This window comes from Streptomyces sp. NPDC005863 (genome assembly GCF_042871345.1).
Taxonomy (GTDB): domain Bacteria; phylum Actinomycetota; class Actinomycetes; order Streptomycetales; family Streptomycetaceae; genus Streptomyces.
In genome coordinates this window covers 801,106-827,239 of record NZ_JBIAII010000002.1, presented here as the reverse complement: position 1 = coordinate 827,239, position 26,134 = coordinate 801,106, and the positions used below count along the sequence as shown (strand labels likewise).

General features: G+C 72.0%; 25 protein-coding genes. 7 read left to right on the top strand and 18 right to left on the bottom strand.

What is annotated here, in order from left to right; translation table 11 throughout:
- Position 1 precedes the first annotated feature (1 nt).
- The 10 genes from ACFYO9_RS09605 to ACFYO9_RS09560 all read right to left on the bottom strand — a co-directional run bounded on the left by ACFYO9_RS09605 (position 2) and on the right by ACFYO9_RS09560 (position 7,884).
- The gene (locus ACFYO9_RS09605; protein WP_358706845.1) at positions 2 to 538 is read right to left on the bottom strand and encodes a PEMT/PEM2 methyltransferase family protein; all 537 of its coding nucleotides are present in this window, start codon (positions 536 to 538) and stop codon (positions 2 to 4) included.
- Complete coding sequence (locus tag ACFYO9_RS09600; protein WP_358776659.1) at positions 535 to 1,563, bottom strand: carbohydrate kinase family protein; 1,029 nt, start codon at positions 1,561 to 1,563, stop codon at positions 535 to 537. The genes ACFYO9_RS09605 and ACFYO9_RS09600 overlap by 4 nt, the downstream gene beginning before the upstream one ends.
- A gap of 148 nt (positions 1,564 to 1,711) precedes the next feature.
- Positions 1,712 to 2,167 (bottom strand): SRPBCC family protein, encoded by a 456-nt coding sequence (locus ACFYO9_RS09595; protein WP_358776658.1) that lies wholly within the window; start codon positions 2,165 to 2,167, stop codon positions 1,712 to 1,714.
- A gap of 4 nt (positions 2,168 to 2,171) precedes the next feature.
- Positions 2,172 to 2,426, bottom strand: coding sequence for a phosphopantetheine-binding protein (locus ACFYO9_RS09590; RefSeq protein WP_358706851.1), 255 nt, complete (start codon positions 2,424 to 2,426; stop codon positions 2,172 to 2,174).
- Positions 2,427 to 2,435: 9 nt separating this feature from the next.
- Entirely contained in the window at positions 2,436 to 2,891 is a 456-nt protein-coding gene (locus ACFYO9_RS09585) for a holo-ACP synthase (RefSeq protein ID WP_358776657.1), read from the bottom strand.
- The gene (locus ACFYO9_RS09580) at positions 2,870 to 4,108 is read right to left on the bottom strand and encodes a beta-ketoacyl-[acyl-carrier-protein] synthase family protein (RefSeq protein WP_358776656.1); all 1,239 of its coding nucleotides are present in this window, start codon (positions 4,106 to 4,108) and stop codon (positions 2,870 to 2,872) included. Before ACFYO9_RS09580 ends, ACFYO9_RS09585 begins: the two co-directional genes overlap by 22 nt.
- Positions 4,105 to 5,391 carry a beta-ketoacyl-[acyl-carrier-protein] synthase family protein gene (locus tag ACFYO9_RS09575; protein WP_355817183.1) on the bottom strand — a complete coding sequence of 429 codons (1,287 nt, stop codon included), beginning with the start codon at positions 5,389 to 5,391 and terminating at the stop codon, positions 4,105 to 4,107. The genes ACFYO9_RS09580 and ACFYO9_RS09575 overlap by 4 nt, the downstream gene beginning before the upstream one ends.
- 3 nt (positions 5,392 to 5,394) lie before the next feature.
- Positions 5,395 to 6,423, bottom strand: coding sequence for a class I SAM-dependent methyltransferase (locus ACFYO9_RS09570; RefSeq protein ID WP_358776655.1), 1,029 nt, complete (start codon positions 6,421 to 6,423; stop codon positions 5,395 to 5,397).
- A 10-nt stretch (positions 6,424 to 6,433) separates the two neighbouring features.
- Positions 6,434 to 7,456 (bottom strand): methyltransferase, encoded by a 1,023-nt coding sequence (locus tag ACFYO9_RS09565; RefSeq protein ID WP_358776654.1) that lies wholly within the window; start codon positions 7,454 to 7,456, stop codon positions 6,434 to 6,436.
- Positions 7,453 to 7,884, bottom strand: a complete 432-nt coding sequence (locus ACFYO9_RS09560) for a cupin domain-containing protein (RefSeq protein ID WP_355817174.1) — start codon at positions 7,882 to 7,884, stop codon at positions 7,453 to 7,455. Before ACFYO9_RS09560 ends, ACFYO9_RS09565 begins: the two co-directional genes overlap by 4 nt.
- A gap of 272 nt (positions 7,885 to 8,156) precedes the next feature.
- Between ACFYO9_RS09560 and ACFYO9_RS09555 the strand changes: the two genes are divergently transcribed.
- The 4 genes from ACFYO9_RS09555 to ACFYO9_RS09540 all read left to right on the top strand — a co-directional run bounded on the left by ACFYO9_RS09555 (position 8,157) and on the right by ACFYO9_RS09540 (position 11,233).
- On the top strand, positions 8,157 to 8,720 hold the full coding sequence (locus ACFYO9_RS09555) for a TetR family transcriptional regulator (RefSeq protein ID WP_358776653.1): 564 nt from the start codon (positions 8,157 to 8,159) through the stop codon (positions 8,718 to 8,720).
- The gene (locus ACFYO9_RS09550) at positions 8,717 to 9,316 is read left to right on the top strand and encodes a TetR family transcriptional regulator (RefSeq protein ID WP_358776652.1); all 600 of its coding nucleotides are present in this window, start codon (positions 8,717 to 8,719) and stop codon (positions 9,314 to 9,316) included. The genes ACFYO9_RS09555 and ACFYO9_RS09550 overlap by 4 nt, the downstream gene beginning before the upstream one ends.
- Before the next feature lie 115 nt (positions 9,317 to 9,431).
- Positions 9,432 to 10,172, top strand: a complete 741-nt coding sequence (locus ACFYO9_RS09545) for a class I SAM-dependent methyltransferase (RefSeq protein WP_358776651.1) — start codon at positions 9,432 to 9,434, stop codon at positions 10,170 to 10,172.
- Positions 10,173 to 10,285: 113 nt separating this feature from the next.
- On the top strand, positions 10,286 to 11,233 hold the full coding sequence (locus tag ACFYO9_RS09540; RefSeq protein WP_358776650.1) for a class I SAM-dependent methyltransferase: 948 nt from the start codon (positions 10,286 to 10,288) through the stop codon (positions 11,231 to 11,233).
- A 102-nt stretch (positions 11,234 to 11,335) separates the two neighbouring features.
- On the opposite strand, the gene ACFYO9_RS09535 is transcribed toward ACFYO9_RS09540, so the two are convergent.
- Positions 11,336 to 12,127 (bottom strand): aldo/keto reductase, encoded by a 792-nt coding sequence (locus tag ACFYO9_RS09535; protein WP_355817346.1) that lies wholly within the window; start codon positions 12,125 to 12,127, stop codon positions 11,336 to 11,338.
- Between the two features lie 358 nt (positions 12,128 to 12,485).
- On the opposite strand from ACFYO9_RS09535, the gene ACFYO9_RS09530 reads away from it, so the two are divergent.
- The gene (locus tag ACFYO9_RS09530) at positions 12,486 to 13,550 is read left to right on the top strand and encodes a chitinase (protein WP_358776649.1); all 1,065 of its coding nucleotides are present in this window, start codon (positions 12,486 to 12,488) and stop codon (positions 13,548 to 13,550) included.
- Here the strand turns inward: ACFYO9_RS09530 and ACFYO9_RS09525 are convergent.
- The 5 genes from ACFYO9_RS09525 to ACFYO9_RS09505 form a co-directional block, all read right to left on the bottom strand.
- Positions 13,519 to 14,343 (bottom strand): ABC transporter ATP-binding protein, encoded by an 825-nt coding sequence (locus tag ACFYO9_RS09525; RefSeq protein WP_358776697.1) that lies wholly within the window; start codon positions 14,341 to 14,343, stop codon positions 13,519 to 13,521. The two genes, ACFYO9_RS09530 and ACFYO9_RS09525, sit on opposite strands and share 32 nt — an antisense overlap.
- A 42-nt stretch (positions 14,344 to 14,385) precedes the next feature.
- On the bottom strand, positions 14,386 to 17,190 hold the full coding sequence (locus tag ACFYO9_RS09520; RefSeq protein WP_358776648.1) for an ATP-binding cassette domain-containing protein: 2,805 nt from the start codon (positions 17,188 to 17,190) through the stop codon (positions 14,386 to 14,388).
- A 12-nt stretch (positions 17,191 to 17,202) separates the two neighbouring features.
- Positions 17,203 to 18,471, bottom strand: coding sequence for an ABC transporter substrate-binding protein (locus ACFYO9_RS09515; RefSeq protein WP_358776647.1), 1,269 nt, complete (start codon positions 18,469 to 18,471; stop codon positions 17,203 to 17,205).
- A 135-nt stretch (positions 18,472 to 18,606) separates the two neighbouring features.
- On the bottom strand, positions 18,607 to 20,430 hold the full coding sequence (locus ACFYO9_RS09510) for an AMP-binding protein (RefSeq protein WP_358776646.1): 1,824 nt from the start codon (positions 20,428 to 20,430) through the stop codon (positions 18,607 to 18,609).
- Positions 20,431 to 20,829: 399 nt separating this feature from the next.
- Entirely contained in the window at positions 20,830 to 21,429 is a 600-nt protein-coding gene (locus ACFYO9_RS09505; protein ID WP_358776645.1) for a helix-turn-helix domain-containing protein, read from the bottom strand.
- A gap of 163 nt (positions 21,430 to 21,592) precedes the next feature.
- On the opposite strand from ACFYO9_RS09505, the gene ACFYO9_RS09500 reads away from it, so the two are divergent.
- A complete protein-coding gene (locus ACFYO9_RS09500; protein ID WP_358776644.1) occupies positions 21,593 to 23,074 on the top strand; it encodes an amidase in 1,482 nt (493 codons plus the stop codon).
- Positions 23,075 to 23,211: 137 nt separating this feature from the next.
- Complete coding sequence (locus ACFYO9_RS09495) at positions 23,212 to 23,787, top strand: dihydrofolate reductase family protein (RefSeq protein WP_355817146.1); 576 nt, start codon at positions 23,212 to 23,214, stop codon at positions 23,785 to 23,787.
- Positions 23,788 to 23,835: 48 nt separating this feature from the next.
- Here the strand turns inward: ACFYO9_RS09495 and ACFYO9_RS09490 are convergent, their stop codons facing one another.
- Positions 23,836 to 24,426: a lamin tail domain-containing protein gene (locus ACFYO9_RS09490; RefSeq protein WP_358776696.1), complete on the bottom strand. Its 591-nt coding sequence runs from the start codon at positions 24,424 to 24,426 to the stop codon at positions 23,836 to 23,838.
- A 136-nt stretch (positions 24,427 to 24,562) separates the two neighbouring features.
- Positions 24,563 to 26,086 (bottom strand): MFS transporter, encoded by a 1,524-nt coding sequence (locus tag ACFYO9_RS09485; RefSeq protein ID WP_358776643.1) that lies wholly within the window; start codon positions 26,084 to 26,086, stop codon positions 24,563 to 24,565.
- Positions 26,087 to 26,134: the final 48 nt, after the last annotated feature.

Below are 26,134 nucleotides of genomic sequence, written 5' to 3'. Positions count from 1 at the left end.
GCTAGTCCTTGTTCGGCCGGGCATCGGTGGCGTGCGGCACAGCTTTCGCGGACCGCGGTCTCGGGGCGTACGGGATCCACCCGGCCACCTCGCGCCGGTACGCGGCGTACTGCGCACCGAAGGTGTCGAGCAGACTCGGCTCCTCGACGCGCAGCACGGCAACGCAGGAGACGGTGAGGACGACGGCGGCCCAGCACAGGACGGACGACGCGGACCACCACAGCGCGAGGCCGATCAGGAGCAGCGTCATCCCGGCCGCCATCGGGTTCCTGACGACCCGGTACCAGCCCGCGCGGACCAGGTGTTCGGGCGGCCGGTCGCCCAGCGGGGTGCGCTGACGCAGATAGACCCGGTCCACGGAGTCCGCGGTCATCCAGCCGCCGAGCAGCACCAGAACGCCACCGCCGACCAGCCGCGGCAACCCCGGCACCGGCAGCCCCGGCCCGGGCAGCAGCAGGCCGAGCAGCGTCGGCACCAGCCCCGCGGTGACCAGCGGAATCAGTACGGGCGCGGGGCGCGCCAGGCGTCCGGCACTCATGACGTCCCCGCGAGTGACGACCCCGTCAGTGACGGCCCCGCGAGGGACGACCCCGCGAGGACGGGCGCCGCCGCGGCCAGCGCCTCCTCGCCGTAGGAACCGCGGATGCGGCCGGCGAGGGCCCGTACCGTCGGTGCGTATTCCTGTGTCCCGACCGACTCCAGGGCCAACGAGGCGAGGGCGCAACCGAGTTGGGCGGCGGTCCGCAGCGAGGCGCCGCGGGCGAGCGCGCAGAGCAGCCCGGCCCGCAACGCGTCCCCCGCGCCGGTCGGATCGGCGACCGACACGTCGGGGACCGCGGGAACGACGAACGGCTCCTGGCCCGCCCGCTCGACGAGCACCCCCGCAGCCCCGAGCGTGATGAACCGCACGCCGACCCGTTCGAGGATGCGCAGCGCGCTCCAGCCCGTGCTCTCCTGGAGAACCGCGGCCTCGTACTCGTTGGTGAACAGATACCGGGCGCCGTCGAGCAGGAACTGGACGTCCTGACGGTTCATGCCGGCGGTCCGCCGGGACGGGTCGGCGGCGAAGGGCAGGCCCCAGGTCCGGCACTCCTCGGTGTGCCGCAGCATCGCCGCGGGGTCGTCGGGCGAGATCACCACCAGGTCGATCCCGCCGACCCGCTCCGCGACGCCCTGCAGGGAGATGGTGCAGGCCGCCCGCATCGCACCGGGGTAGAAGGCGCCGATCCGGTGCTGGTCCACGTCGGTCGTGCACACGAAGCGGGCGGTGGGCTCGCCCGGCACGACCAGGACCGAGTCGATGTCGACCCCGTGCTGCTTCAACCAGATCTGGTGGTCGGCACAGTCCGTGCCCACCGCCGCCACCAGCGTGGGGGTAAGCCCCAGCCGGCCCATGCCGTAGGCGATGTTGGCCGCCCCGCCGCCGCGCCGCATCTCGAGCCGGTCGACGAGGAAGGACAGGGACAGGGCGTGCAGCCGGTCGGGCAGGAGCTGGTCGGCGAAGCGGCCCGGGAAGTACATCAGATGGTCCGTTGCGATGGTTCCGGTGACGGCGATGCGCACCTGGAGCCTCCTGAGGGCGCGAGAACGGTACGAGGCAGGACTCCGGGTGACATGTCACGCCGGGGCGGCGGCGGAGAGCGGGCAGGCGGCCACCCGGCACGGACGTGGGGGGCGGCTGCCTGCACGCGACGTCGGCGGAGCGGGTCCGTCAGGTGGCCGGGACGTCGCCGGATTCGATCTTCTGCTTGATGCCGGCCTGGTTCCCCCTGGTGTGCAGCTGCATCCGCTCCAGCACGGCCGCCAGCGGCACGTCGAACTTCTCGTCGAGCTCGAAGTCCTGGATCCAGGTCATCGAGGTTCCGCCGGGGACCGGTGCGCAGGTCCACTTCAAGTGCATGTAGCGGAAGGGGTAGAGCGGGTCGCGGCGCTCGGCGACGGCGGTCAGCTCGCGGTGGTCGAGCAGCCGCCAGGAGCGCCACGTCGCCCCCTCCGCGTTGGTGAGCTCGAAGACGATCTCGGTCCAACGGCCCTCGTTCTCCTGCGAGATGACCTTGGCGTGGCTGTACTCGTTGAATATCTCCGACCAGCGCTCGATGTCGTTGGTGATGGCGAAGACCAGCTCGGGAGCCGCCTCGATGACGATGCTGTTCTCGATCCTGGGCATGGCGTCAGTCCTTCCTCGGGTGCGCGCCGGCGGACAGCAGCCGGTCGACGCGGCCGACCAGATCGGCCACGGTCGTGAAACCCTCCTCGGCGTCCGCGTCGATGGAGATGTGGAAGTGCTCCTCCAGCGCGACCACGATCTCCACCAGCTCGGTCGAGTCGATGCCGAGGTCCTTCGCCAGCCGCTTGTCCGGCGCCAGCTCCTCCTTCTGGAACCCGATGCCCTCCATGACGGAGACCACTTCCTGGTGCATGTCCATGAACTCCCCTTACGTCTCGTACGTGTTGACCCCGGCCCCGGGTGCTCCCAGCGCCAGCGCTATCGCCACGGCCACCCCGGCCTCGTGCGCGATGCTCAGCCGAAACCCGCTGAACCCGGCGCGGCGGAAGGCCTCCTGCGCCCGCCCGGACAGCCCGGTGAGCGGCTCACCCGACGCGGCCCGGCCGATCTCCACCTCCAGCCAGCCGATGCCGCCGCCGTGCGCGCCGAGGGCCTTGCGCACCGCCTCCTTGGCCGCGAGCCGCCCCGCCATGCAGTACGTCCGGTAGCGCGGCGACGCACCCGCGCACAGCGCCTGCTCGACGGGGGTGAACAGCCGGTCCCGCAGCGGCTGCCCGCGGCGTGCCACCATCGCGCCGAGCCGCTCGGCGTCGACCACGTCGATCCCCACCGCCAGCGCGCTTCCCACACCCCCGAGCGCGGTCAACGCCGCAGCAGCAGACACGCGTTGACCCCTCCCAGACCGCGGGAGACCACCAGGGTGTGCTCCCAGTCCCGTACCGTCCGCGCCGTGTCCCGTACGAGGTCGAGGTCGACCCCCGGCGCGGGCCTGTCCAGGTTGACGGTGGGCGGCACCAGGCCGTCGCGCATGCCGTACAGCGCGAGCGCCGCGTCGGCGGGGGCGGCCGCGCCGAGCAGGTGGCCGAAGCCCGACTTGGGCACGGTGAACGGCAGTTGGTCCGCGGCGTCACCGAACGCCTCGCGCAGCGCGTACGCCTCGGTGACGTCCTCGAAGGGAATGGCCGAACCATGTCCGAGGACCGCGCCGAGCTGCTCGCCGGTGATGCCGGCGCGCTCGGTGGCGGCGCGCATGGCGCGGCCGAGCACCTGCCCGGTCGGCTCGACCGTGTAGTACGGCATGTAGCCGTCGCTGCTCACCCCCCAGCCGGCCAGCTCCCCGTGGATGACGGCGCCGCGCCGCTCGGCGTGCTCCCGGCGTTCAAGCACCAGGAAGACGGAGCCTTCGGCGAACACGCTGCCGGTGTGCCCGGCGTCGAAGGGCCGGTACAGCTCGTGCGGGGCGAGCGAGGCCCGGGGTTTGGCGTTGAGCCCGCTGGTCTCCAGGCACAGCCAGCCGTACGGCGACAGCGGCGCCTCGACCCCGCCCGCGAGCACCACGTCCGCCCTGCCGCGCAGCAGCGCCTCGGCCCCGCCGATCAGGGCGTACGCCCCGCTCGCCCGGTCCGCGACGAAGGTGCGGGCCGGGCCCTTGATGCCCTGGTCGATGCAGATGTTGCCCTGCGGGGCCGCCGGGAACCAGGCCGTGGCCTGGTAGGGGCTGACCGCGCGGGGGCCGTCGGTCCACAGTTTGCGCAGCTCGCGCTCCGCGAACTCCCAGCCGCCCAGCACGTTTCCGACCATCACGCCGGTGCGTTCGGGCGCCACGTCCTCGCCGACGCGCACTCCGGCCCCGGCCAGTGCCTGGCGCACCGCGTGCACGGCGAGGTGGGTGAAGCGGTCGGTGCGCTTGACGAACCGGGACGGCAGTTCGGCGCGTGCGTCGAAGTCCGCCTGGCCCGCGACCGGGCACGCGTACTCCGAGGCGTCGAAGCGGTCGATCGTCGTGAGCCGCGCGACCCCGTCACGGGCGCTGTGCCACAGGGGTTCCATGCCCGTGCCCGCGGGGGTCACCGCGCCGATCCCGGTGATGACGACGCTCATCGCGCTGCTCCTTCCCGTACGGCGCGGGCGACCATCGCGGCGTGCAGCCCGGCGAACCCGCTGGCGTCCTTGAGGATCACTTCGCCGTTCCAGGGCCGGCCGGTTCCCGGCACGTAGTCGAGGTCACAACTGGGGTCGGGCGTCTCGTAGTTGGCCGTGGGGTGGACGAAGGAACGCTCGCAGGCCAGCGCGCAGAGCACGATCTCCATGGCACTGGCCGCGGCGAGCGCGTGGCCCAGCATGGACTTCGCCGAGTTCACCGGGACCTCCCGGGCCCGGTCGCCGAGGGCGAGCTTGAGCGCACTGGTCTCACAGGTGTCGTTCTGCGGGGTGGAGCTGCCGTGCGAGCTGACGTGGTCGATGTCGGCGGGGGCGAGCCCGGACCGCTCGACGGCCTGGGTCATGGCACGGGTCAGGTCGGCGCCGTCGGAGAGCAGGTCGGTCATGTGCACGGCGTTGGAGGTGTGCGAGAAGGCGTTGATCTCCATGTAGGGGGTGGCGCCGCGGCGCAGCGCGTGTTCGCGCTCCTCGAGGATGACGACACCGCAGCCCTCGCCGAGCACGAAACCGTCGCGCCCCGCGTCGTAGGGGCGCGAGGCCGCCTCCGGCCGGTCCCCGTAGGCGCGCGAGAGGCAGTTGATGATCTCGAAGGAGGCCACCGTCACCGGGGTGATGGGCGCCTCGCTGGCTCCGGCGATCATCACGTCCGCCTCGCCGTACTGGATCGCCTCCACCGCGTGGCCGACGGCGTCGATCCCGCCGATGCACCCGGTGGACAGCGTCACACACGGCCCCTGGGTGCCGAGCAGCGCGGAGAGGATCACCCCCGGGGTGTTCGACATGGACGCGAGATACAGGTCGCGGCCGGCCTTGGCGGGGTCGATGGGCCCCCGGCCCCGGTCCGTGACCGCGAGGAACTCCTGCTCCATCTTGGGGGTGCCGCAGATGGCGGTGGACAGCGAGATGCCGGTCCGCTCGGCGGCGTAGTCACCGGCTTCGAGCCCGGCGTCCCCCATCGCCTGGAGCGCCGCGGCGACCGCGAACTGCACATACCGGTCGAGCCGTTGCACCTCGGTCGGCAGCGCCGGCACCTGGTCCTCGAATCCGGGGACTTCGGCCACCGCGTCGGACACGAAGTCGAAATCCCCGAACAGATCGGAACTCGTGATGTCCGACAGGGATTTGGTGACGCTCTTTCCTGCCGAAACGGTTTCCCAGAGGGCTTCTTTTCCAATTCCAGCCGGGCTGATGACGCCGAGCCCGGTGACGACCACTTCTCGCATGAACTACCGCCTTTCACCTGTCAGTGCCGTCACAAGACCCCGAGTCACGGACTCTTTCGCCGTCACGCCTGATTTCTCCATCCGCGCGAGATATTCATCCGGTTCCGGTAGACCGCCTTCCGTGGTGTTCACCAGCAGGCTGAGATCGAGCATCGACCGGGAGAGCGTCGGCTCCCCGGGCGCCGGCCGCATGACGTCGGCGATGAGCAGGGTTCCGCCCGGGCGCAGCACCCGGGCGCACTCCTGGATGAGCCGCCCGGCGGCCGCGGGCCCCGCGAACCGCCCCGCTTGAGCCATCACCACGGTGTCGAACGAGCCGTCGGGAAACGGCGGCCGGTCGAAGTCGGCCGGCACGAAGTCGAAGCGGTCGAGGAGACCCAGCTCCGCCACCCGTGCCCGCGCCCCCGCCAGGAGCGACAGATCGTCGTGGGCCGTCACCCGTGCCGTCGGGTCCGACACGGCCAGGGCGATGCCCCACTCCCCGCCGCCCGCGGTGAGGTCGAGGACCCGGCCGACCGGGGCCGGCCGCAGCGCCTCGACCACGGCCGTGGCGGCGCGTGCCGCCAGTGCGAAGGCGCCGCCGAACATCCCGCGATGGAGGCCGCGGGCCCCGGGGTCGCCCAGGTCGCCGCCGCGCCGACCGCTCCGTACCAGATCGGTGAGGCCGCCCCAGCTGTCCCACTGCGCCAGCACCTCGGCGAAGTGGTCCCCGAGGAACCCCGGGCCGCCCTCGACGAGATGGGCCCGGGAGAGCTCGGTGACCTCCCGGCCGGACGCGTCGTCACCGCGGACCAGGCCCAGTTCCGTGAGCGCGTCCAGCAGCCTGCGCACCGCCTCACCGTCGCAGCGCAGCGCCCCGGCGAGCGCGGCGGAGGTGCGGGGGGCGCGGGCCAGTTCGGTGAAGACGCCGAGCTCCAGGGCGGCGGAGAGCACCCTGGCGCGTGCGAACCCGAAGTTGAGGGCGAGCAGCGGGGCCGGATCGGGGCCTTCCAGGACCGTGGACAGGTCGTACGAGGGGATGTTCTTCGGCACCGGAAGCTCCCTACTTGGTGGCGACGACCAGCCCGGAGAGGAGCGAGACGTTGCTGGTCCGGACGGACCGGAAGCCCGCGTCCCGCACCCAGCCGAGGATGTCCTCGCTGTCGCGCACCTCGCCCTCCTCGGTGTTGACGAGAAGGATCAGGCCGAACATGTACGGGAAGAGTCCGGTGGCCAGCGACGGCATGTGCGCGTGCACCAACAGCCGCCCGCCCTCCGGCAGGTGCTCGTGGATCCGCTTGATCAGATGCGAGGCGCGCTCGGGCCCGTACCCGTCGAGCACGTGCGAGAGCAGGACGGCGTCACTCGCGGGCCACGGGTCGCTCATGATGTCCGAGGGCCGTACCTCCACCTGGTCCGCGACGCCCGCCTCGGCCACATTGGCCTTGGTCAGCTCGCACACCGCGGGGTAGTCGAGGGAGGTGACCCGCAGCCGCGGGTGGTGCTTGGCCAGCGCGATGGAGTAGTCGCCCGAGCCGCAGCCCAGGTCGATGATGTTTTGTACCCCGTCGAGGGGCACCGTGGAGGCGAGCTTGTCGGCCTGGAGCCGGGAACTCACCCGCATGGCCTGGATCAGCCGGCCGGTGCCCTCGCGTCCTTCGCCGGCCGCCGCGCCCTGGTCGCGGTAACCCTCCTTGAGGACACGCTGGTTGAGCGAGGCGTTCTCGCGCACCGCGTCCCCGAGGCGGTCGAAGTGGCCGAAGTGCTTGTTCTGGTGCTCGGCGAAGCCGCCCATGTACTCGGGCCGGCCCGCGACCAGGAAGCGGGAGGCCTCCGGGGTGTTGCGGTAGCGGCCGTCCTCGCGCGACACCAGGTCGAGGCCGGTGAGCGCGACCAGCAGGGCGCGGGTGGGCCGACGCTGGAGCCCCAGCTCCGCCGCCAGCTCCTCGATGGCCCGCGGACTCTTCTCGAGGGCTTCGAAGACGCCCAGTTCGAGGGCGCTGAACACCGCCTTGGACTGGAGGTAGGCGGTCAGGATCGAGTGGACCCGGGAGGAGTCCTGCCCGGTGGCGTTCGTCGTGCTCACTTGCCCTCCAGGAGACTCGTGTACGCGGGGAGCTGCGTGTACTCGTACGGGTCCTCGGAGAGGAAGACGTTGCGCACCGGCGGCCGTTCACAGGGCGCCACCACCAGGAACCGGCACGTCTGGTCGGGTCCCGTGACGAATCCGTGGGGCTCGTTCCTGGGGATGAAGATGGCGTCACCCGGGCCCACCTGCTCGGTCCTGCCCTGGTCGGGCATGACGAGCCCCATGGTGCCCTCGATGACGTAGATCTCGTGCTCCCACTCGTGGAAGTGCGGCGGCGTGGAACCGTTCGGCGCCACCTCGAATTCCGTGAGGACGAACCGGTCCGCGCCGTCGGGTGTGTCGATGAGTTTGCGGTGGGTGGTTTCCTTCGCTCCCGGCTCCCGTACGATCTCCGCCTTTACGGCAGTCCTGTGAACGCGCCTCATGTGCTTCCTTTCCGTCGGGTGATTGCCGGATCGGGTCGGTGCCGCACATGAATCTATGGCAGTACCGCGCGTGGTTTCGATGGGCGCGGATCACGGCCGGCACGTGACAAATGGCCGAAGGCACCCGGGACGATCGCCCACCCATGGGGACAGGCGCCCGATACGTCTGGGGCAGCCGGGTTTATTGCCGAAATCCGCCCTGCACGGCCGCCGCGCTTTCCTCTAGTCTGCGAAAATAAACGGAAGTTGAATTCAATGCAGTGGAGGTCGAAGTGTCCGACCGCACGCCCAGAGCCCCCACGAAGGAACGCATCGTGGACGCGGCCCGCCAGGAACTCGCCCGGCACGGCTACGACGGAATGACACTGCGCGGCGTCGCCCGCCGGGCCCAGGTGGACACCCGCCTGGTGAGCCACTACTTCGCCGGAAAGGACCGGCTCTGCGCCGAGGCCGTCAGGCTTCCCTGCGGCACGGCCGTGTCCGGCCCGCCCGACGTGGGGGAACCCGGCATGCCGGCCGGCCCCCGTATCGCCCAGGCCCTCCTGCGCAGTTGGACCGCCGATCCTCCTGTCGGCCGGGCGCTGGTCGCCGCGGCACTCACCCACGAGCGCTCCGGGGCGCTGCTCCGCTCGTTCCTCACCGGCCTTGTCGACGAGTTGTTGGGGCCGGCGCAGCCACGACACCGGGAACCACGGGTCGCCATGACGGTCAGTCACCTCCTTGGCCTCGCCCTGTTGTCCTGCGCGGGAGCCGAGTTGCTCGATCCGCCGGCGCCGCTGGTCCCCGGGGCGCTCGGCGACTACTTGCTCGTACTGCTGAGGGAGCCGCTGCCGTGAGCGCCGGTCCGCCGACCCGCCGGGGCAGACGGCCCGGCGCGGGCAGCGCCCGCGGGCAGATCCTGCGGGCGGCCCAGGTCAAGTTCGCCGAACGCGGCTACGAAGGCACCACGATCCGGTCGATAGCCCGTGAGGCCGGCGTGGACGCCTCGTTGGTCCACCACTTCTTCGGTACGAAGGAGGGCGTCTTCTCGGCCGCGATGAGCCGGGCCCTGCAACCGGCCGAGATCAAGCCCGCGGTACTCGCGGGCACACCGGACGGCCTCGGCGAACGGATCCTGCGCAGCTTCCTCCAGCAGTGGGAGACGGTGGAGCGGCGCGATCCCATGCTGGCGGTGATCCGGTCCGCGGTCTCCCACGAGGACGCCGCACTCCAGTTGCGGAGGTTCATCACCACGGAGGTGCTCGGCACGCTCGCGCGGTCCATCCCGGGCCCCGATGCGCCGGTACGCGCCACGATGGTCGGCTCCCAGCTGATCGGCTTGATCATGGTGCGATATATCGTGCGGGTTGAGCCGCTCGCCTCGGCCTCCACGGAGACGCTGGTCGAGCTGTTCGCACCCGTACTGGGGGGCTACCTCGCCGGGGACGGGTGAGGCGTTCCTCGGCGGACGGCCCGTACCGGCGGTTGTCGCGCACCGGCGACCGCCCCGCACCGACGACGGATCAGCCGGGCAAGCGACGCAAGCCGAGCAAGGGGAGCAAGGGCCGATGCTGGACTACAGCAAGGAAGCCGACCGGTACGACGCCTCGCGCGGCGGTGAGCCCCGCGCTGCCGCCGCCGCGGACGCGGTGCTCGGCCTGCTGCCCGACGGGGCCGGCACGCTCCTCGACGTCGCCTGCGGCACCGGCCTGGTCACCCGCCGCCTCGCCGCACGGCGGGGGCTGCGGGTGACCGGCGTCGACGCCGCGTACCCCATGGCGCGGATGGCGGCGGGACGGCTGCCGGGCGACGTGGTCCTCGGCGACAGCCGTCAACTGCCCTTCGCCGACGCGTCGTTCGACGCCGTGAGCACCGTGTGGCTGCTGCATCTGCTGTCCGGGTCCGAGGAGACGTCGGCGGTCGTCGCGGAGTGCGCGCGGGTGCTGCGGCCCGGTGGCGTCTACGTCACCACCGTGGACAAGGCCGCCGCGCACGACGTGGGCAGCGACATCGACGCCGTGCTGGCGCCGCGCCCGGTGACGGTGGCCGTCGACGGCGCCGAGGCCGTCGACGCGCACGCCGCCGAGCACGGTCTGACGCCCGTGGGCCGGGCGGGCTTCCGCGGCCACGGCCAGGGCCGCTCGCCCCGCTCCACCATCGAGGACGTGCGACGCGGCTGGTTCACCCAGATCCCGGCCGACGGGCCGCTGGCCGCGCGGCTCACGACCGCGCTGGCCGACCTGCCCGACCAGGACGTCCCGCGCCCCGACCCCCGTTTCGGCGTGCGCGCGTACCGCAAGCCACGCTGACGGAGCTTTTTGCGGAACCGGCAACTGTGGTGGTCCGAAACCGGTACGGGGAGCAGGCTGGCTCCGTCGGCAGCACACAGCGCGGCTCGGGAACCGGAAGGCGGCAGAAGACGATGGGGCATGACCACGGAAACGGTCAGGGACAGGGACACGGGGCGGGGCATGGTCACGGTGCGGGCCACGGCCACGGTCACGGTCACGGTCACGGCCACGGGCATGGCGGCGACATGGACTGGGCAGCCATGGGCGCCATGCTGGAGCGCTACGCCCGCGTCGCCGCGCCCCTGTACGGCCAGGTGGCCGACTGGCTGAAGCGGTGGGCCCCCGCGCCGGGCGTGGTCGCCGACGTCGGCTCCGGTCCCGGGGCCGTGTCCTTCCTGCTGGCCGAGGCGTTCCCGAAGGCCCGGATCGTCGCGGCGGACCCGGAGGACGCCCTCCTGGAGCAGGCCCGCGAGCGTGCGGAGCGCGAGGGCCTGGCCGACCGGTTCGGCACGGCGCGCGCCGCACTCCCGGACGACATCGACGGCGTGCCGGCGGCCGACCTGCTGTGGCTGTGCAAGTCCCTGCACCACGTGGGCGACCAGGCCGGCGCGCTGGCGGCGCTCGCGGGCCGGCTCGCGCCGGGCGGCACGATGGCTCTCCTGGAGGGCGGCCTCGGCTCCCGCTACCTGCCCCGCGACATCGGCATCGGCCGCCCGGGGCTCCTCAGCCGGCTGGAGGCGGCGGACGAGGAGTGGTTCACGGGGATGCGGACGAGCCTCGACGGTTCGAAGGACACCCCGGAGGACTGGCCGGCCCTCCTCGCCGGTGCGGGCCTGCGGTACACGGCGACCCGCAGCTTCCTGCTCGACCTGCCGGCCCCGCTCTCCGAGGACGCCCGCGCCCACGTGGTGCAGGAGTTCACCCGCCGCCGCGAGATGCACGCGGACCGCCTGGCCCCGGATGACCTCACCACCCTCGACTGCCTCCTGGACGAGCAGGACCCACAGAGCCTGCACCGCCGGGCCGACCTGTTCGTGCTGACGGCACAGACGGTGCATGTGGCGGTCAAGGACGCCTGAGGGGCGCCCACCAGAGACACACGTCAACCGGCCTGCGGGGACAGGCTGGTTGACGTGTGTCCGGTTGGTGCGTTACGGGCGGCGTGGGCCCGGTGTCGCGGCTCAGACGACGTCGAACGTCGCCGGGTCCGGGCCGATGCGGCGGTCCTCGTTCAGGGCGGAGATCGCCGCCATGTCCTCGGGGTCCAGCTCGAAGTCGAACACGTCGATGTTCTCCTTGATCCGCGACGGCGTCACGGACTTGGGGATCACGACGTTGCCCAGCTGGATGTGCCAGCGCAGGACGACCTGCGCGGGCGTGCGCCCGTGCTTCTGCGCGATGGCGATGATCGCCGGGACCTCCAGGAGGCCCTTGCCCGAGCCGAGCGGCGACCACGCCTCGGTGGCGACGCCCTGCTCGGCGTGGAGCTCGCGCGAGGCGCGCTGCTGCAGGTGCGGGTGGAGCTCGATCTGGTTGACGGCGGGGACGACCGACGTCTCGGAGATGAGCCGCCGCAGCTGGTCGGGGAGGAAGTTCGAGACGCCGATGGACTTGGCGCGGCCGTCGGCAAGGATCTTCTCGAACGCCTTGTACGTGTCCACGTACTTGTCGTTCGACGGCACCGGCCAGTGGATCAGGTACAGGTCCACGTAATCGAGGCCCAGCTTCTCCAGCGACGCGTCGAAGGCGCGCAGCGTCGCGTCGTGGCCGTGCTCGCTGTTCCAGAGCTTCGTCGTGACGAACAGGTCCTCACGGGCCACGCCGGACGAGGCGATCGCCCGGCCGGTGCCTTCCTCGTTGCCGTAGATGGCCGCGGTGTCGATGCTGCGGTACCCGGCCTCCAGGGCCAGCGCGACGGCCTTCTCGGCCTCGTCGTCCGGAACCTGCCACACGCCGAAGCCGAGCTGAGGCATCTCGACGCCGTTGTTCAGGATGATCGGGGGAACCTTGCTCACGAGCTTTCGATCCTTAAGTCGTCGGTTGGTCTTCCCATGGTCAACGATCAGGGGCCGTGCCGCATTCCTGGCCGAGGTGACGGATGCAGGATGCGGACGCGGTTTTCCCGCGGATCGGTCCGGACCATTGACGGTGTCCCGTCATGCCGCGACTCTATTGCACGTCGATGAACGCGGGACATCCATGTGAACGCCTGACGCGCCTGGCGACCCCTGCGCTCACGAACTGTCAGGAAAGGTTCCTGACATTGCCGCCTCGCACTCCCGTACCGCACGCCCGCGCCGCAGATCCGCATCGCAGAGAGGATCCACCGTCGTGCCACCTCACACCCCCCACCCCACCTCCCACCGCACCCCCCGCAGGACCACCGCCGCGCTCGCCGCCCTCGGCCTGGCCGGTGCCGCCGCGCTGACCCTGGCCGCGGAGCCGGCCGCGCAGGCCTCCCCGTCGCTCGCATCCGACGCCGCGTCCGCTCCGGCCGCCAAGGCCTCCAGCACCCTCCACGCCGCCCCGTACGAGTACCTCGGCTGGGGCAACCCGCAGAAGCCCACCGACGTGATGGCCGCGACAGGCGTCAAGTGGTTCACGCTCGCCTTCATCCTCTCCGACGGCGGCTGCAACCCGGCCTGGGACGGCAACCGCCCGCTCAAGGGGGGCTCCGACGAGGCGGCCATCAAGTCCATACGCGGTGCGGGCGGCGACATCGTCGTCTCCGTCGGCGGCTGGAGCGGCGCCAAGCTCGGCGAGAAGTGCGGCAGCGCCTCCGCGCTCGCCGGCGCCTACCAAAAGGTCATCGACGCCTACAAGTTGAAGGCCTTCGACATCGACATCGAGAACACCGAGTTCAGCAACGCCACGGTGCGCCGCCGCGTCGTGGACGCACTGAAGATCGTCAAGTCGAAGAACCCCGGCATCGTCACCTACGTCACCATGGGCACCACCCCGCAGGGCCCCGACGCCACCGGCAAGGACCTCATCAAGCTCGGTGCCGCCGCCGGGCTCGCCAACGACGCCTGGGTGATCATGCCCTTCGACTTCGGCGGGCACAGCGGCACCATGGGCGACGCCTCAGTCAGTGCCATGGAGGGCCTCAAGGCCGCGGTCAAGAGCGCCTACGGCTACGGAGACGCCGACGCGTACAAGCACATCGGGATCTCCTCCATGAACGGCAAGACCGATGAGGCGGGCGAGACGGTGACCACCGGCGACTTCAAGAAGATCCTCGGGTACGCGCAGCAGCACCACATCGCGCGGTACGCCTTCTGGGCCGTCAACCGCGACCGCGACTGCGGTTCCGGCGGCAGCGCGGGCGACTCCTGCAGCGGCGTCGCGCAGTCGCCGTACGAGTTCACCAAGATCGTTGCTCAGTACGGGGGTTGAGGGTCCCGTCGTCCCGTAGCGACGTGCCCAGGTAGGCGTCCCGCACCCGCGGGTCCGCGCGCACCTCGGCCGCCGTGCCCCGCGCGATGACCCGGCCCAGGTCGAGGACGACGACGCGGGCGCAGAGCTCCATCACGAAGGCGACGTTGTGCTCGACGAGCAGGACCGCGCAGCCCTCCTCGGCCGCGAGTCGGCGGACGACGTCCGACAGCCGGCGTCGTTCGTCGGCCGTCATCCCGGAAGCGGGCTCGTCCAGGAGCAGCACCCCGGGCGGGTCCGCGACCGCGCGCGCGAGTTCCACCATGCGGGCCTGCCCGACCGGGAGCGCGCCCGCGTACTGTCCGGCGAGCGCGTCGATGCCGCAGGCGCGCAGGACCTCCGCGGCCCGTTCGCGCCGCCGGGCCTCGTGGGTGCGCCGGGTCGGCGCGGCCAGCAGGTCGGCGGCGAACCCGCCGCCACCGCCGCGCCACTCCTGCGCGACGACGCAGTGGTCGGCGACCGTGAGCTGTCCGAAGAGCTGCTGTCGCTGAAAGGTGCGGCGCATCCCGTGCCGGGCGCGCCACGCGGGGGAGCGGCGCGTGACGTCACGCCCGTCCACCAGGACCCGGCCGCGGTCCGGCCTGCGGATGCCGGACACCACGTCGAAGAGCGTGGTCTTGCCCGCGCCGTTGGGCCCGATGAGGCCGCAGATCTCGCCGGGACGGACGGCGAGGCCCACCCCGTCGAGGGCCCGGATCCCACCGAAATGGACGTCGACCTCCTCGACCAGCAGGGCGTGGCCGCCGTCGTTCATGCCCTTCACCCCCGTCCTCCTCGTCCTTCTCGACGCCGGCTCCTATGGCCGTGTCACGTCCTTCGCCGTCCCCGGCACGCCGTCCGCGGCCATGCCCAGATAGGCTTCGGTGAGCCGGTCCGCCCGTACCTCGGAGCGCGGGCCGCACCAGGAGATGCGCCCCTGCGCGAGATACGCCACCGTGTCCGCGACGCCGAGGATCTCGGCCGCCTTCTCCTCGACGAGCAGCAACCCGGCGCCCGCGTCCCGCAGTTCGACCAGGAGCCGGAACACGTCCTCGACCACGCGGGGCGCGAGTCCGAGCGAGGGCTCGTCGGCGATCAGGACCTTCGGCGGGCGCTGCAACAGCGGTGCGAGGGCGAGCAGTTGCTGTTCGCCGCCGGACAGGGAGCCCGCCGCGACCCGGCGCCGGGCGGCGAGCCCGGCGAACCGCTCGTACACGGCGTCCCGCGCGTCCCGTTCCCGCAGGTACAGGGCGAGGTTCTCCTCGACGGTGAGCGCGGGGAAGATGCCGCAGCCCTCCGGGGCGAGGACGACACCGGCGCGGGCGCGGTGGGCGGCGCGCTCGCCGGTGGCGTCGCGTCCGGCGACGCGGACCCGGCCCGCGGTGAGCGGGACGAGCCCGGCCGCGGCCAGGCAGGTGGTCGACTTGCCGGCCCCGTTGGGCCCGAGCAGGGCGACGATCTCGCCGGGGCGGACGGTGAGGTCGACCCCATGGAGGACGGGCGCGCCGTCGTACCCGGCGTGGAGGTCGTGCAGGGCCAGGGCGGGGGCGTGCTCTCCGTTTGGGCTCTGCGGTACGGGGACGGGGACGGGGCCGGGGTCCTGCCGTACCGAGACGTGGCTCGCACTCCCTCGCACCGAGGCGCGACTCGAACTCCCCTGCAACGGTTCAGGGTTCGGGACGTCCGACCCGCGCTGAGGCCCACCCCCACCCCTCCGTACCCGCCGCCGATACCCCCGTACCGACACCGCCGCGCAATACCCGTCCGGGTCATTGGCCAGTGCGAGGCCCGCCAGGCCGAAGAGGACCACCGGCAGGTGCGCGGAGTCCGTGACGTACTCCGCGACCAGGTGCGGGACGATCGCGAAGACCAGCCCCGCCACCACCGCGAACTGCGCCCTGCGCACCCCCGCCGCGACCACCACGGCCAGCCAGATCAGCCCGGTCATGGCGGTGAAGTCCGTTGCCGTGATCCGCGTGTTGAAGGACGCGTACATCACGCCGCCGAACCCCGCGAGCCCCGCCGAGAGCGTGAACAGGAGCAGCTTCGTGCGGACGACGGAGATGCCCGAGGCCATCGCCGCCGCGGGAGCCGACCGTACCGCCAGCATCGCCCGGCCCGTCGGGCTGTCGCGCAACGCGCCGAGCGCGGCGACTGCCGCCGAGACCAGGACGATCATCGCGACGCCCATGGCGCGGTCGTCCGAGAGGTCGACGGGGCCGAACACCGGGCGGGGGATCTCCCACCCCGTGTCGCCGTTGCGCAGCCACCCCAGCTGGAAGAGGACCTGGTCGGCGAGGAAGGCGAGCGCCAGCGTGGCGAGGGCCAGGGAGCGGCCGCCGAGCCGCAGCGCGGGCAGCGCCACCAGCGCGCCGAGCACCGCGGCCGCGCACGTGCCCACCAGCGCCGCCGCGGCGAACGGCCAGCCGTGGCTCATCAGCAGGCCCGCGACGAGCGCGGCGCCCGTGACGAAGGTGGCCTGCGCCAGCGAGACCATCGCGCCGAGACCGGTCACCACGGTGAAGGAGACGAACACCAGTGAGATCGCGAGCCCTTGGGCGAGGAGGCCGCTCCAGAAGGGTGTCGTCACGGTGTAGAAGGCGAGGGCGAGGAGCACGGCGGCCACCGCCCACGGACCCCATCTGCGCGCCCATGATCTGCCCGCGAGATAGTCCACGGGCGGTGCGTCGACCGCCGCCGTGCCCGCGGTCCGCTGCCGCCGGGTGAGCAGGAGCAGCCCGGCGAAGAGGATCAGGAAGGGTACGGCGGTACGGAAGCCGGTGATCTTCTCGGCGAAGTCGGCGTACCCCGCGACGAGGTTCTGCAGCACCCCGAGCCCGAGCCCGCCGGCGAACGCCAGCGGTACGGAGAGGAAGCGGCCGAGCACGGCGGCCGTCGCGGAGACGAAGAGGAACAGGGTGAAATCGTGCGAGGAGAGACCCAGCAGGGGCGTCGCGAGCACGCCCGCGAGGCCCGCGAGGCCGGACGACAGCATCCACGCCACCGAGGAGAGCCGGTCCGCGTTCATGCCGCGCAGTTCGACGAGTGAGCGGTTGTCGACGGCGGCGCGCAGCCGCAGCCCCAGCGTGGTGTGGCGCAGCAGGATCCACAGGCCGACCGCGACCACCGCCGTGGCCACCCAGGTGATCAGCTGGTCGGAGTCGATGCCGACGCCGTCCATGAGCTGCCAGCTGGTGGCGGGGCTCGGGCCCACGCCCGGCAGTCCGAACTGGTTCTCGGCGGGCTTGACCGGGGCGCCCGCGTCCGCCAGGAGCTCCACCGCCCACAGGCCGAGCGCGGGCAGCGCGACGAGCAGTCCGATGGTCGCGACGATCTGCGCGGTCTCGCCCGCCCGCGCCAGTTTGCGGAACATCAGCCGGTCCAGGCCCCAGCCGAGCGCGGGGGCCGCCACCAGGACGAGCAGCAGCGCCGTCGGCACGGCGGACCAGCCGAGTCCGGAGTGCAGTTCGTGGTAGGTGAGGGCGCAGAGGTAGGCGGTCGCGCCGTGGGCGAAGTTGAACAGGCCCGACGCGGAGTAGGAGAGGACGAGGCCGGTGGCGAGGAGGGCGTAGAGGGCACCGGACACGAGACCGCTCAGCACGAATCCCAGCAGGTCCGACATGACGGCCCGCCGCTACTTGAAGGGGATCGGTTCGTAGCACTCGAACGGTGACGTCACCGTGTACTTCCCGTCCTTCAACTGGACCAGGGCGCCGCACCCGAAGGACTCCTTGCGCCCCTCGGGGAAGCGGCGGTCGCCGACCATGGTGTCGCGGTCGGAGTAGCCGTCGGCGGCCTGCTGGAAGGAGTCGACGGTGAGGTTCTTGCCGGCCTTGTCGGCGATGGCGAGGAAGAGGTCGGCCGACATGTAGCCGGTCATCATGTGCATGTTGAGCGGCACGTCCTTGCCCGCCGCCTTCCTGATGTCCGCCTTGAACCTCCGCATGTCCGCGCCGTCCTGCTCGAACGGCTGGAAGGAGAGCAGGATGTGCACGCCGTCCAGTGCCTTCTTCGTCGCGCTCTTGGTGAGCAGGCCCGGGTCGTAGTCGGTCGGGTCGGTGAGGACACCGCGGAAGCCCGCACGCTTGACGGACGTGAACAGGCCGATGTTGTACGGGGTCTGCATGACGGAGACGACGGCGTCCGGCGCCTTGCCGCCGTCGGACCGCAGGATCTCCTTGGTGTACGCCGACCAGTCGCTCGGCACCGAGGTGGCGGGCACCGTCGACTTGGCGTACGTCACCTCGTAACCGGCCGCCGCGAAGCTCTGCTTGTAGGTGCGGATGGCGAAGGTGCCCGCGTCGTTGTCGTTGGCGAGGATGGCCACCGACTTGCCCTTGGCGCCGCCCGTGACCTTCTTCAGGCCCTCGGGCCAGCTCTGTGTGATGGTGCCGCCGGGCATCGGCACCATGCAGCCGCCGAAGCCGTACAGGTACGTCGGGCCGCAGAACGGCGGGATGGTGCCCCAGCCGAACGTGGGGACCTTCTGCTTCTGCAGGAAGTCGGCCCCGGAGAAGGTCACGGAGCTCATCGGCGCGATCGCGAACACCTTCTCCCGCTGCACGAGCTTGCGGGCCGCCGCCAGGTTCCTGCCCGGATCCTGGCCGTCGTCCTCCGCACCGAGGTAGTCGATCTTGCGCCCGTGCACGCCGCCATCGGCGTTGGCGCGGTCGAAGCGGGCCTTCGCACCGAGGTCGGTGTCCTTCTTGCTGTAGCCGCTGGCGGTCGTCATGGAGACGATCCCGCCGACCTTGATGTAGTCGTCGGTCACTCCGCGCGCCGAACTGCCGCCCTTTCCCCCGCCGTCGCCGCCCGAACCGCCGCTGTCGGATGCGGAGTTGCAGGCGGTGGCGAGCAGCAGGGCCGCGGCGACGGCCGTGATGGTGCGGATCGATCGCGACACGGTCGAGCCCCCCTGAAGTCGACGTGGGGCTGATTCTGTGCGTGACCTGACGAACCGTCAATAACTGGCGCAGCGTCAGTTGATGGCCCGTCAGAAGTGGTGCCGGGTCCGGGATCCGTATCGGCGCGGCCGTGCCTAGCTGCGGTAGAGCGCCTCGACCTCCGTCGAGTACACCGTCTCGATCGCCTTGCGCTTCAGCTTCAGCGACGGCGTCAGCAGGCCGTGCTCCTCGGTGAACTGGTGCGCCAGTATGCGGAACGTACGGATCGACTCGGCCTGGGACACCAGCGTGTTGGCGGCGACGACGGCCCGCCGCACCTCGGTCTCCAGGTCGGGGTCGCGCACCAGGTCGCCCGGCGCCATCATCGGCTTGCGGCGCATGGTCAGCCAGTGCTCCACGGCCTCGGAGTCCAGCGTGACGAGCGCCGCGATGTAGGGCCGGTCGTTGCCCACGACGACGCACTGCGCGACCAGCGGATGGTCGCGCACCCGCTCCTCCAGCTGGGCCGGCGAGACGCTCTTGCCGCCGGACGTCACCAGGATCTCCTTCTTGCGCCCGGTGATCGTCAGATAGCCGTCCTCGTCGAGCGCGCCCAGGTCACCGGTGGCGAGCCAGCCGTCGTGCAGGGTCGCGTCGGTGGACTTGGGGTCGTTGAGGTAGCCCTGGAAGACGTTGCCGCCGTACAGCCAGACCTCGCCGTCCTCCGCGATGTGCACGCTCACGCCGGGGATGGCCTGGCCGACCGTGCCGTAGCGGGTGCGCTCGGGCGGGTTGGCGGTGGCGGCGGCCGTCGACTCCGTCAGGCCGTACCCCTCGTAGATCGTCACCCCGGCGCCCGCGAAGAACAGACCGAGCCTGCGGTCCATCCCGGAACCGCCGGACATCGCGTGCCGCACCCGGCCGCCCATCGCCTCGCGGACCTTGGAGTAGACGAGCTTCTCGAAGAGCTGGTGCTGCATGCGCAGCCCCGCCGCCGGGCCGGAACCCGTCCCGAAGGCCTTGGCCTCCAGCGCGTCCGCGTACCGCACCGCGCACTCCACGGCCTTGTCGAACGGGCCTGCCTTGCCGTCCTTCTCCGCCTTGCGCCGCGCCGCGTTGAAGACCTTCTCGAAGATGTACGGCACGGCCAGGATGAACGTGGGCCGGAAGGCGGCGAGATCGGGGAGCAGCGCCGCCGCGTTGAGGTTGGGCTGGTGCCCCATCTTGACCCGGCCGCGCACCGCGGCGATCTGCACCATGCGGCCGAAGACGTGGGCGAGCGGCAGGAAGAGCAGCGTGGTCGCCTCGCTGTCGCGCTTGGAGTGGAAGACCGGCTCCCAGCGCGAGACCATCACGTCCGCCTCGAACATGAAGTTCGCGTGCGAGATCAGACAGCCCTTGGGGCGGCCCGTGGTGCCGGACGTGTAGATGATCGTGGCGATCGAGTCGGGCGTGACGGCGCGGCGGTGGCGGTGCACCACCTCGTCGTCGATGTCGCGGCCCGCGGCGCCCAGCTCACCCACCGCGTCGGCGTCGAGCTGCCAGAGCTTGCGCAGCTGGGGGAGCCGGTCGATGACCGAACCGATCGTCATCGCGTGGTCCTCGTGCTCGACCATCGCGGCCGACACCTGCGCGTCGTGCAGCATCCAGAAGACCTGCTCGGCCGAGGACGTCGGATAGATCGGCACCACCTGGGCGCCGATGGTCCACAGCGCGAAGTCGAAGAGCGTCCACTCGTAGCGGGTGCGGGACATGATGGCGACGCGGTCGCCGAACCGCACCCCCTGGGCGATCAGGCCCTTGGCCAGCGCGAGCACCTCGTCGCGGAACTCCGCCGCGGTGACGTCGGTCCAGCGTCCGTCGGTCTTGCGGCCGAACGCGACGCGCGACGGGTCCTCGACGGCATGGTCGAACACGGCGTCGGCAAGGCCGCCCACCAGCGGCGCCGACGCCATCGGAGGATTCGAGAACTCGCGCAATGATGCTCCTTGTGGCGCTCCGCACAGCGCCGTGACGGTACCCCACGCCGCCTGCCTTCGGGAGGGGGTCCAAAAGGCGCCGGTACGGACCGTCGGCACTGGTCAGCCGGTGGAAATGCGGCCACAAGGGGAAGGGCCGGACAACTTACTTACGGTGGAGTAAGTTTCGGGGGCGTAATCTCCACCGAATCTGTACGCAGCACACAGATTCGTTCGCATCGGACGATCTTTCCGACCCGCTCACCCGCACAAGATCATGTACGTGCCCGTGCTGCCGCGCTTCCACTCCCACCTGGGACTTCGCGAAGCGACGCGACGGCGCGAGCCCACCGGACGCCTGGTGAACGGCCCTCCGTCACGGCTCCTTGGACGGGGAGCAGGTGGGGAACTTGTGCCGATTCATCGCCCGCGATGGCGGGCCACGATGCCCTCGACGATCGTCATCAGCCGCTCGCCGACCCGGTCGACGCTGCCGTTCTGCGTGCTGACCTGCGCACCTTCGAGCGCGAAGGTGATCTCGGCGGCGGCCTGTCCGGGGTCCGGGAGCCCGGCCGCGGCGCACATGGCGAGCAGTCTGCGGGTCTGGAGCGCCTTGTGCCGCTCGATCACCTGCCGGGCCGGGTGGGCGCGGTCGGGCAGCTCGGCCAGGGAGTTGATGAAGGGGCAGCCCCGGTACGAGATGCCGGGCAGCCCCTCCGCGATGAAGCGGGCCAGACCCAGGATCTGCTCCTCGGGGCGGCCGGGGTGTTCGGCCTCGACGCGGTCGAAGGCCGCCTGGTAGTCGGCGGCGAGAATGCGCAGCCACTCCGCGACGAGGGCGTCCTTGGTCTCGAAGTGCCGGTAGATCGCCATCTTGGTGGTCTCGGCCTTCTCGGCGATCGCCTGGACGCCCACCCGCCGGATGCCCTCGCCCTGGAAGAGCTCCTCGGCCGCGTCGAGGATCCGCTCGCGCGGGGGCAGCTTCGCCACTCTGCTCGGCCTTCCGGCGGTCGTCGCCATGAGTCCTCCGTACCGTCCGTCCGCTCCGGGGCTCTCTGCTCTTAGGTCCTCGGCGCGGTGCTACGGTACCAGTCCGTGCTGCTCGATACCGATCGGTATCATCGGGTACTCAACGGTATCGACAGGTGCGCGTCCGATATCGCCCCCACCCCTGGGAGAGACAGTGAGAATTGCCGAATACGTGAACCACGACGCGGTCGGGCTCGCCGAGCTGGTCGCCGCGGGCGAGGTGAGCCCCGCCGAGGTCGAGGCGGTCGCCCGTGAGGCCGCGCAGGCGGTCGATCCGCTGATCAACGCGATCGTGGAGACCTGGCCCAGCGACGACCGACCGGAGCCGGGCAGCGCTCCGCTGGCCGGGGTCCCGTTCCTGATCAAGGACATAGGCGTCACGATGGCCGGCCGGCGCATGGAGCTCGGCAGCCGTCTCGCGGCCGGCCACGTCGCCCGCGCCGACTCCTTCCTGATGCGGCGCTTCCGCCGCGCCGGCCTCGTGACGTTCGGCCGCACCACGACACCGGAGATGGCGTACGGCATCACCACCGAACCGGCGTTGCACGGCCCGACCCGCAATCCGTGGGACCCGGACCGCAGCGCCGGCGGCTCCAGCGGGGGCGCCGCCGCGGCGGTCGCCGCCGGGGTGGTGCCGGTCGCCCACGGCACCGACGCCGCCGGATCGCTGCGCATCCCCGCCGCCTGCACCGGCCTGTTCGCCCTGAAGCCCACCCGCGGCCGGGTCTCCGTCGGCCCCGACGCCGACGAGGTCTTGGGCGGCCTCGCGGTGCAGGGCTGCGTCAGCCGTACGGTGCGCGACAGCGCGGTCCTGCTCGACGCGGTGCGCGGCCCGGAACCGGGCGACCCCTACTTCGCCGCCGAGCCGCCCCGCCCGTACGCGGAGGAAGTCACCCGCGACCCGGGCCGGCTGCGGATCGGCGTCCTCGGACAGCCGTGGGGCGGGCGGCGCACCACCGCGCCGGTGGCCGACGCCCTCGCCCGCACCGTCGCCCTCCTCGAATCCCTCGGCCACCGGGTGACGGAGGCCGAGGTCGAACTCGGCGTCGACTGGGAGGAGTTCGTCCTGGCCAACGCCCGGCAGTGGACGGCCCACCTCACCGCGACGGTCGACGGGCTTGCCGCCGCCTTCGACCGGCCCGTCGACCTGTCGACCCTGGAGCCGGCCACCCTCGCCGGCTACCGGTACGGGCAGCGGATCACCGGCGCCGAGTTCGTCACCGCCCTCGCGGTCCGCAACCGCGTCGCCCGAAGCCTCGCGCGGTCCTTCGCCGCCTACGACGTGCTGCTCACGCCGACCCTGCCGGAGCTCCCGGCGCCGTTGGGCTCGCTGGGCACGCCGGTGCGCGGGGCGGAGGCGCTGGACGGCTTCGGCTGGCTGCGCGGGCTCTTCGACCACGCGCCGTTCTCCGCGGCGTTCAATGTGGCGGGCACGCCCGCCATGTCCGTGCCCGTGACGGCCGACGCCGCAACCGGGCTCCCGGTCGGCGCGCAGTTCGCCGCGGGCTTCGGGCGCGAAGGGCTTCTCTTCCGCCTCGCCGGGCAGCTCGAACAGGCGAGCCCGTGGACGGGCCGGACGCCACGGGTGTGGGCGGGCAACGCGGCGGGGAGCGCGCCGGTGGGGTCCGCGCTCTGAGGGGGGCGCGGCGATGAGTTCCGCGGGCGCGCCGGGTCTACAGGGGTGACGATCGCTGAGTCGATGGATCGCTGAATCGCCGAAGCGATCGTCCGAACCCGCCGCAGCCGCCGCCCCGAGGCCCCGAGGAGAACACCATGGCCGCCACCTACACCTTCGATGTCTTTTCCAGCCTCGACGGCTACGGCTCCGCCGAGGGCGACTGGACCGGCTACTGGGGCAAGCAGGGCCCCGAGCTGCTCGACCACCGCCTCTCGCAGTACGGCGCGGAGCAGCGGATGGTCTTCGGTGCCCGTACCTACCGGGAGTTCGTGCAGATGCTGGGGGCGGCCACCGAGGAGTCCGAGGTGCGCGACCCGTGGGTCACCCGGATGGTGAATCTGCCGGCGACCGTGGTGTCGACGACGCTGGAGGGCCCGCTCGACTGGCCGGACGCGACCGTGGCGAGCGGGGACGCCGTCGACGTCGTCGCCCGGCTCAAGAAGGAGTCCGCCGTGCCGTTGCGCTCGCACGGCAGCCTGTCGATGAACCGGGCGCTGATGGCCGCGGGCCTGGTCGACCGCCTGCAGGTGACCGTCTTCCCCGTCGTCACCGGCCGCACCGGCCTCGCCCCCATCTTCCGGGGCGCGGACGACTTCGACCTGGAACTCCTGGAGAGCCGGACGCTCGACGGCTACATCCAGGAGCTCATCTACCGGCCCACCCTCCACTGACCCGCGCGAGCGGGACGGGGGCACGATCGGGACGGGGCAGGGCGCGGCTCAGGGAGTGGACGCGGCCGACCCGTAGGCGTACTCGGAGATGAGTGTGCCGCCGGTGTCGCGCAGCCTGGCCGCGTCACCCCGGTCGTTCCAGATGGGGCGTCCGCTGCCGTACGAGAAGCCGCCCCACTCCGGGTGGCTCTGGTCGGTGTAGATGCGGATGCGGGCGCCGGGCAGCAGCGTCGTGCCCGCGGGGAAGGTGAAGTTCTGCCCCGCGTCGTCCGCGCCGAGCACCCAGCCGGAGATGTCGGCGGGCGCGGTGCCGCGGTTGACGACCTCCACGTACTCGTCGGCCTGTGAGCGCTTCACCTCGCCCTTGAACCGCACGGTGGTGATGTGGACGTCCGGCAGCCCGGTGCGGGCCGGCACGGCGACGAGGTCCGCGCTGTTGGCGGCGTTCTCGGGACGGATGAAACGCGTGACGATCTGGCCGCCCTGCTTGAATCCCGTGATGACCACCGCGTATTCGGTGTTGTCGATGGTGACGGTCTCCGGTGACACCCGGGTGGGCAGGTCGACGATGTCCTCGGGGTTCGGGCCGACGTTCGGCGTCTCGTTGTGCTGGAAACGGAAACTGAAGTCGTGCGGGATCTGGTCCTTGGCCGATAATTCCCGCGGGCTTTCCGCCCGTGCTTTCCGCGGAGGATGACGCAGCCCCGCACTCAGAGCCCACGAGCCCGCTCCCGTCCCTCACGGGCTCGCGCGGCGCGGGGACCGGTGCGGCCCGTCAAGATGCGGTACGGGCCGCGTCGATGGGCGGCGACGAGACGGCATCGGCCGCGGGGCGGTCCGACGGTCGGGCCGAACCCGTGCCTTCCGGGCGCCGCGGCGTCCGTACCAGTACGAGCACCAGGGCGCCCGCGACCAAACCCGCCGCCCCCGCCGCCAGCGACGCGCCGTTGAGGCCCGATGCGAAGGCCGCGCGCACCGCGTGCTCGGACACCGTGCCGTGTAGGGCCGATGCGCCGCCACCCGCTGCGGTGTGCGCCGCCGAGCGGCCGAGCGAGTCCTCCATACGAGAGGTGAGCACCGTGCCGAACAGGGCCACCCCGACCGCGTAGCCGAGCTGGCGGAAGGTGTTGACCGCGCCGCCCGCCATCCCGGCGTTCGAGGGCGGCACCGCGGCGAGCGCGGCCCCGGCGAGCCCCGGCGCGACCAGCCCCGCGCCGACCCCCGTGACCGTGAGCCCCGGTGCGAGCGCCGCCCAGGACGACCCGGCGTCGAGCACCGCCATGGCCAGCCCGCCCGCACCGATCAGCAGCAGCCCGACCCCGATGACCAGACGCGGCGGGGCCCCGTGCAGCAGCCGCCCGGCGAGCAGGGCCACCACGAACGACGTCACGGCGAGCGGAAGCAGCACCAGACTGCCGCGCACCGGACTCATGCCGAGCACGGTCTGCAGCCAGAGGGACAGATACGGCACGACACCGAAGGCCGCCCCGTTGTAGCCGACGGCGCCGATCAGCACCCCGGCGAAGGCGGGCTTCCGCAGCAGCCGCAGGTCGAGGAGCGGCTGCGCGACGCGCCGTTCGACCAGGACGAAGCAGAGCAGCGCGAGCGCGGAGAGCGCGAAGGACGCACCCGTGGCCGCCGACGCCCAGCCCTGCGCCCCGCCGCGCAGCACCCCGTACGTACCCGCCCCCGCGAAGCACGCGAACGCCGCCGTGCCCGCCCAGTCGACCCGCCGCCCCGCGGGCGCCTTCGACTCCGGCACCACGCGCAGCGTCAGCGCTATCGACACCACGCTCACCGGCAGGTTCACGAAGAAGATCCAGCGCCAGCCGGGTCCCTGGGTGAGCAGCCCGCCCACGACGGGGCCGAGCGCGGCCGACGCCCCGCTCACCGCGCCCCACACCCCGAGCGCGGTCGACCGGGCGCGCCCCTGGTAGGCGGCGCCGAGCAGCGGCAGCGTCGTCGCGAGCATCGCGGCGGCGCCCAGGCCCTGCACGGCGCGGGCCGCCACGAGCAGTTGGGCGTCCGAGGCGAGCCCGCACGCGAGCGAGGCCACCGCGAAGAGCGCGGTGCCGAGCACGTTCAGCCGCCGCCTGCCGAGCACGTCGGCGGCGGCGCCGACCCCGAGCAGCAGCGCGGCCAGCGCCAGCGCGTAACCGTCGATGACCCACTGCAGATCGCTCAGCGAGGCGTCCAGGGCCCGCGCCATGTCGGGCAGCGCCACGATCACGATCGACACGTCCAGCAGCAGCATGAACGTTCCCAGCGACACCGCGGTCAGCGGCCCCCATGTACGCATCTCTCGTCTCCTCCGTCTCGCGGCCGATCCGGGTCCCGGTGGCCCTCG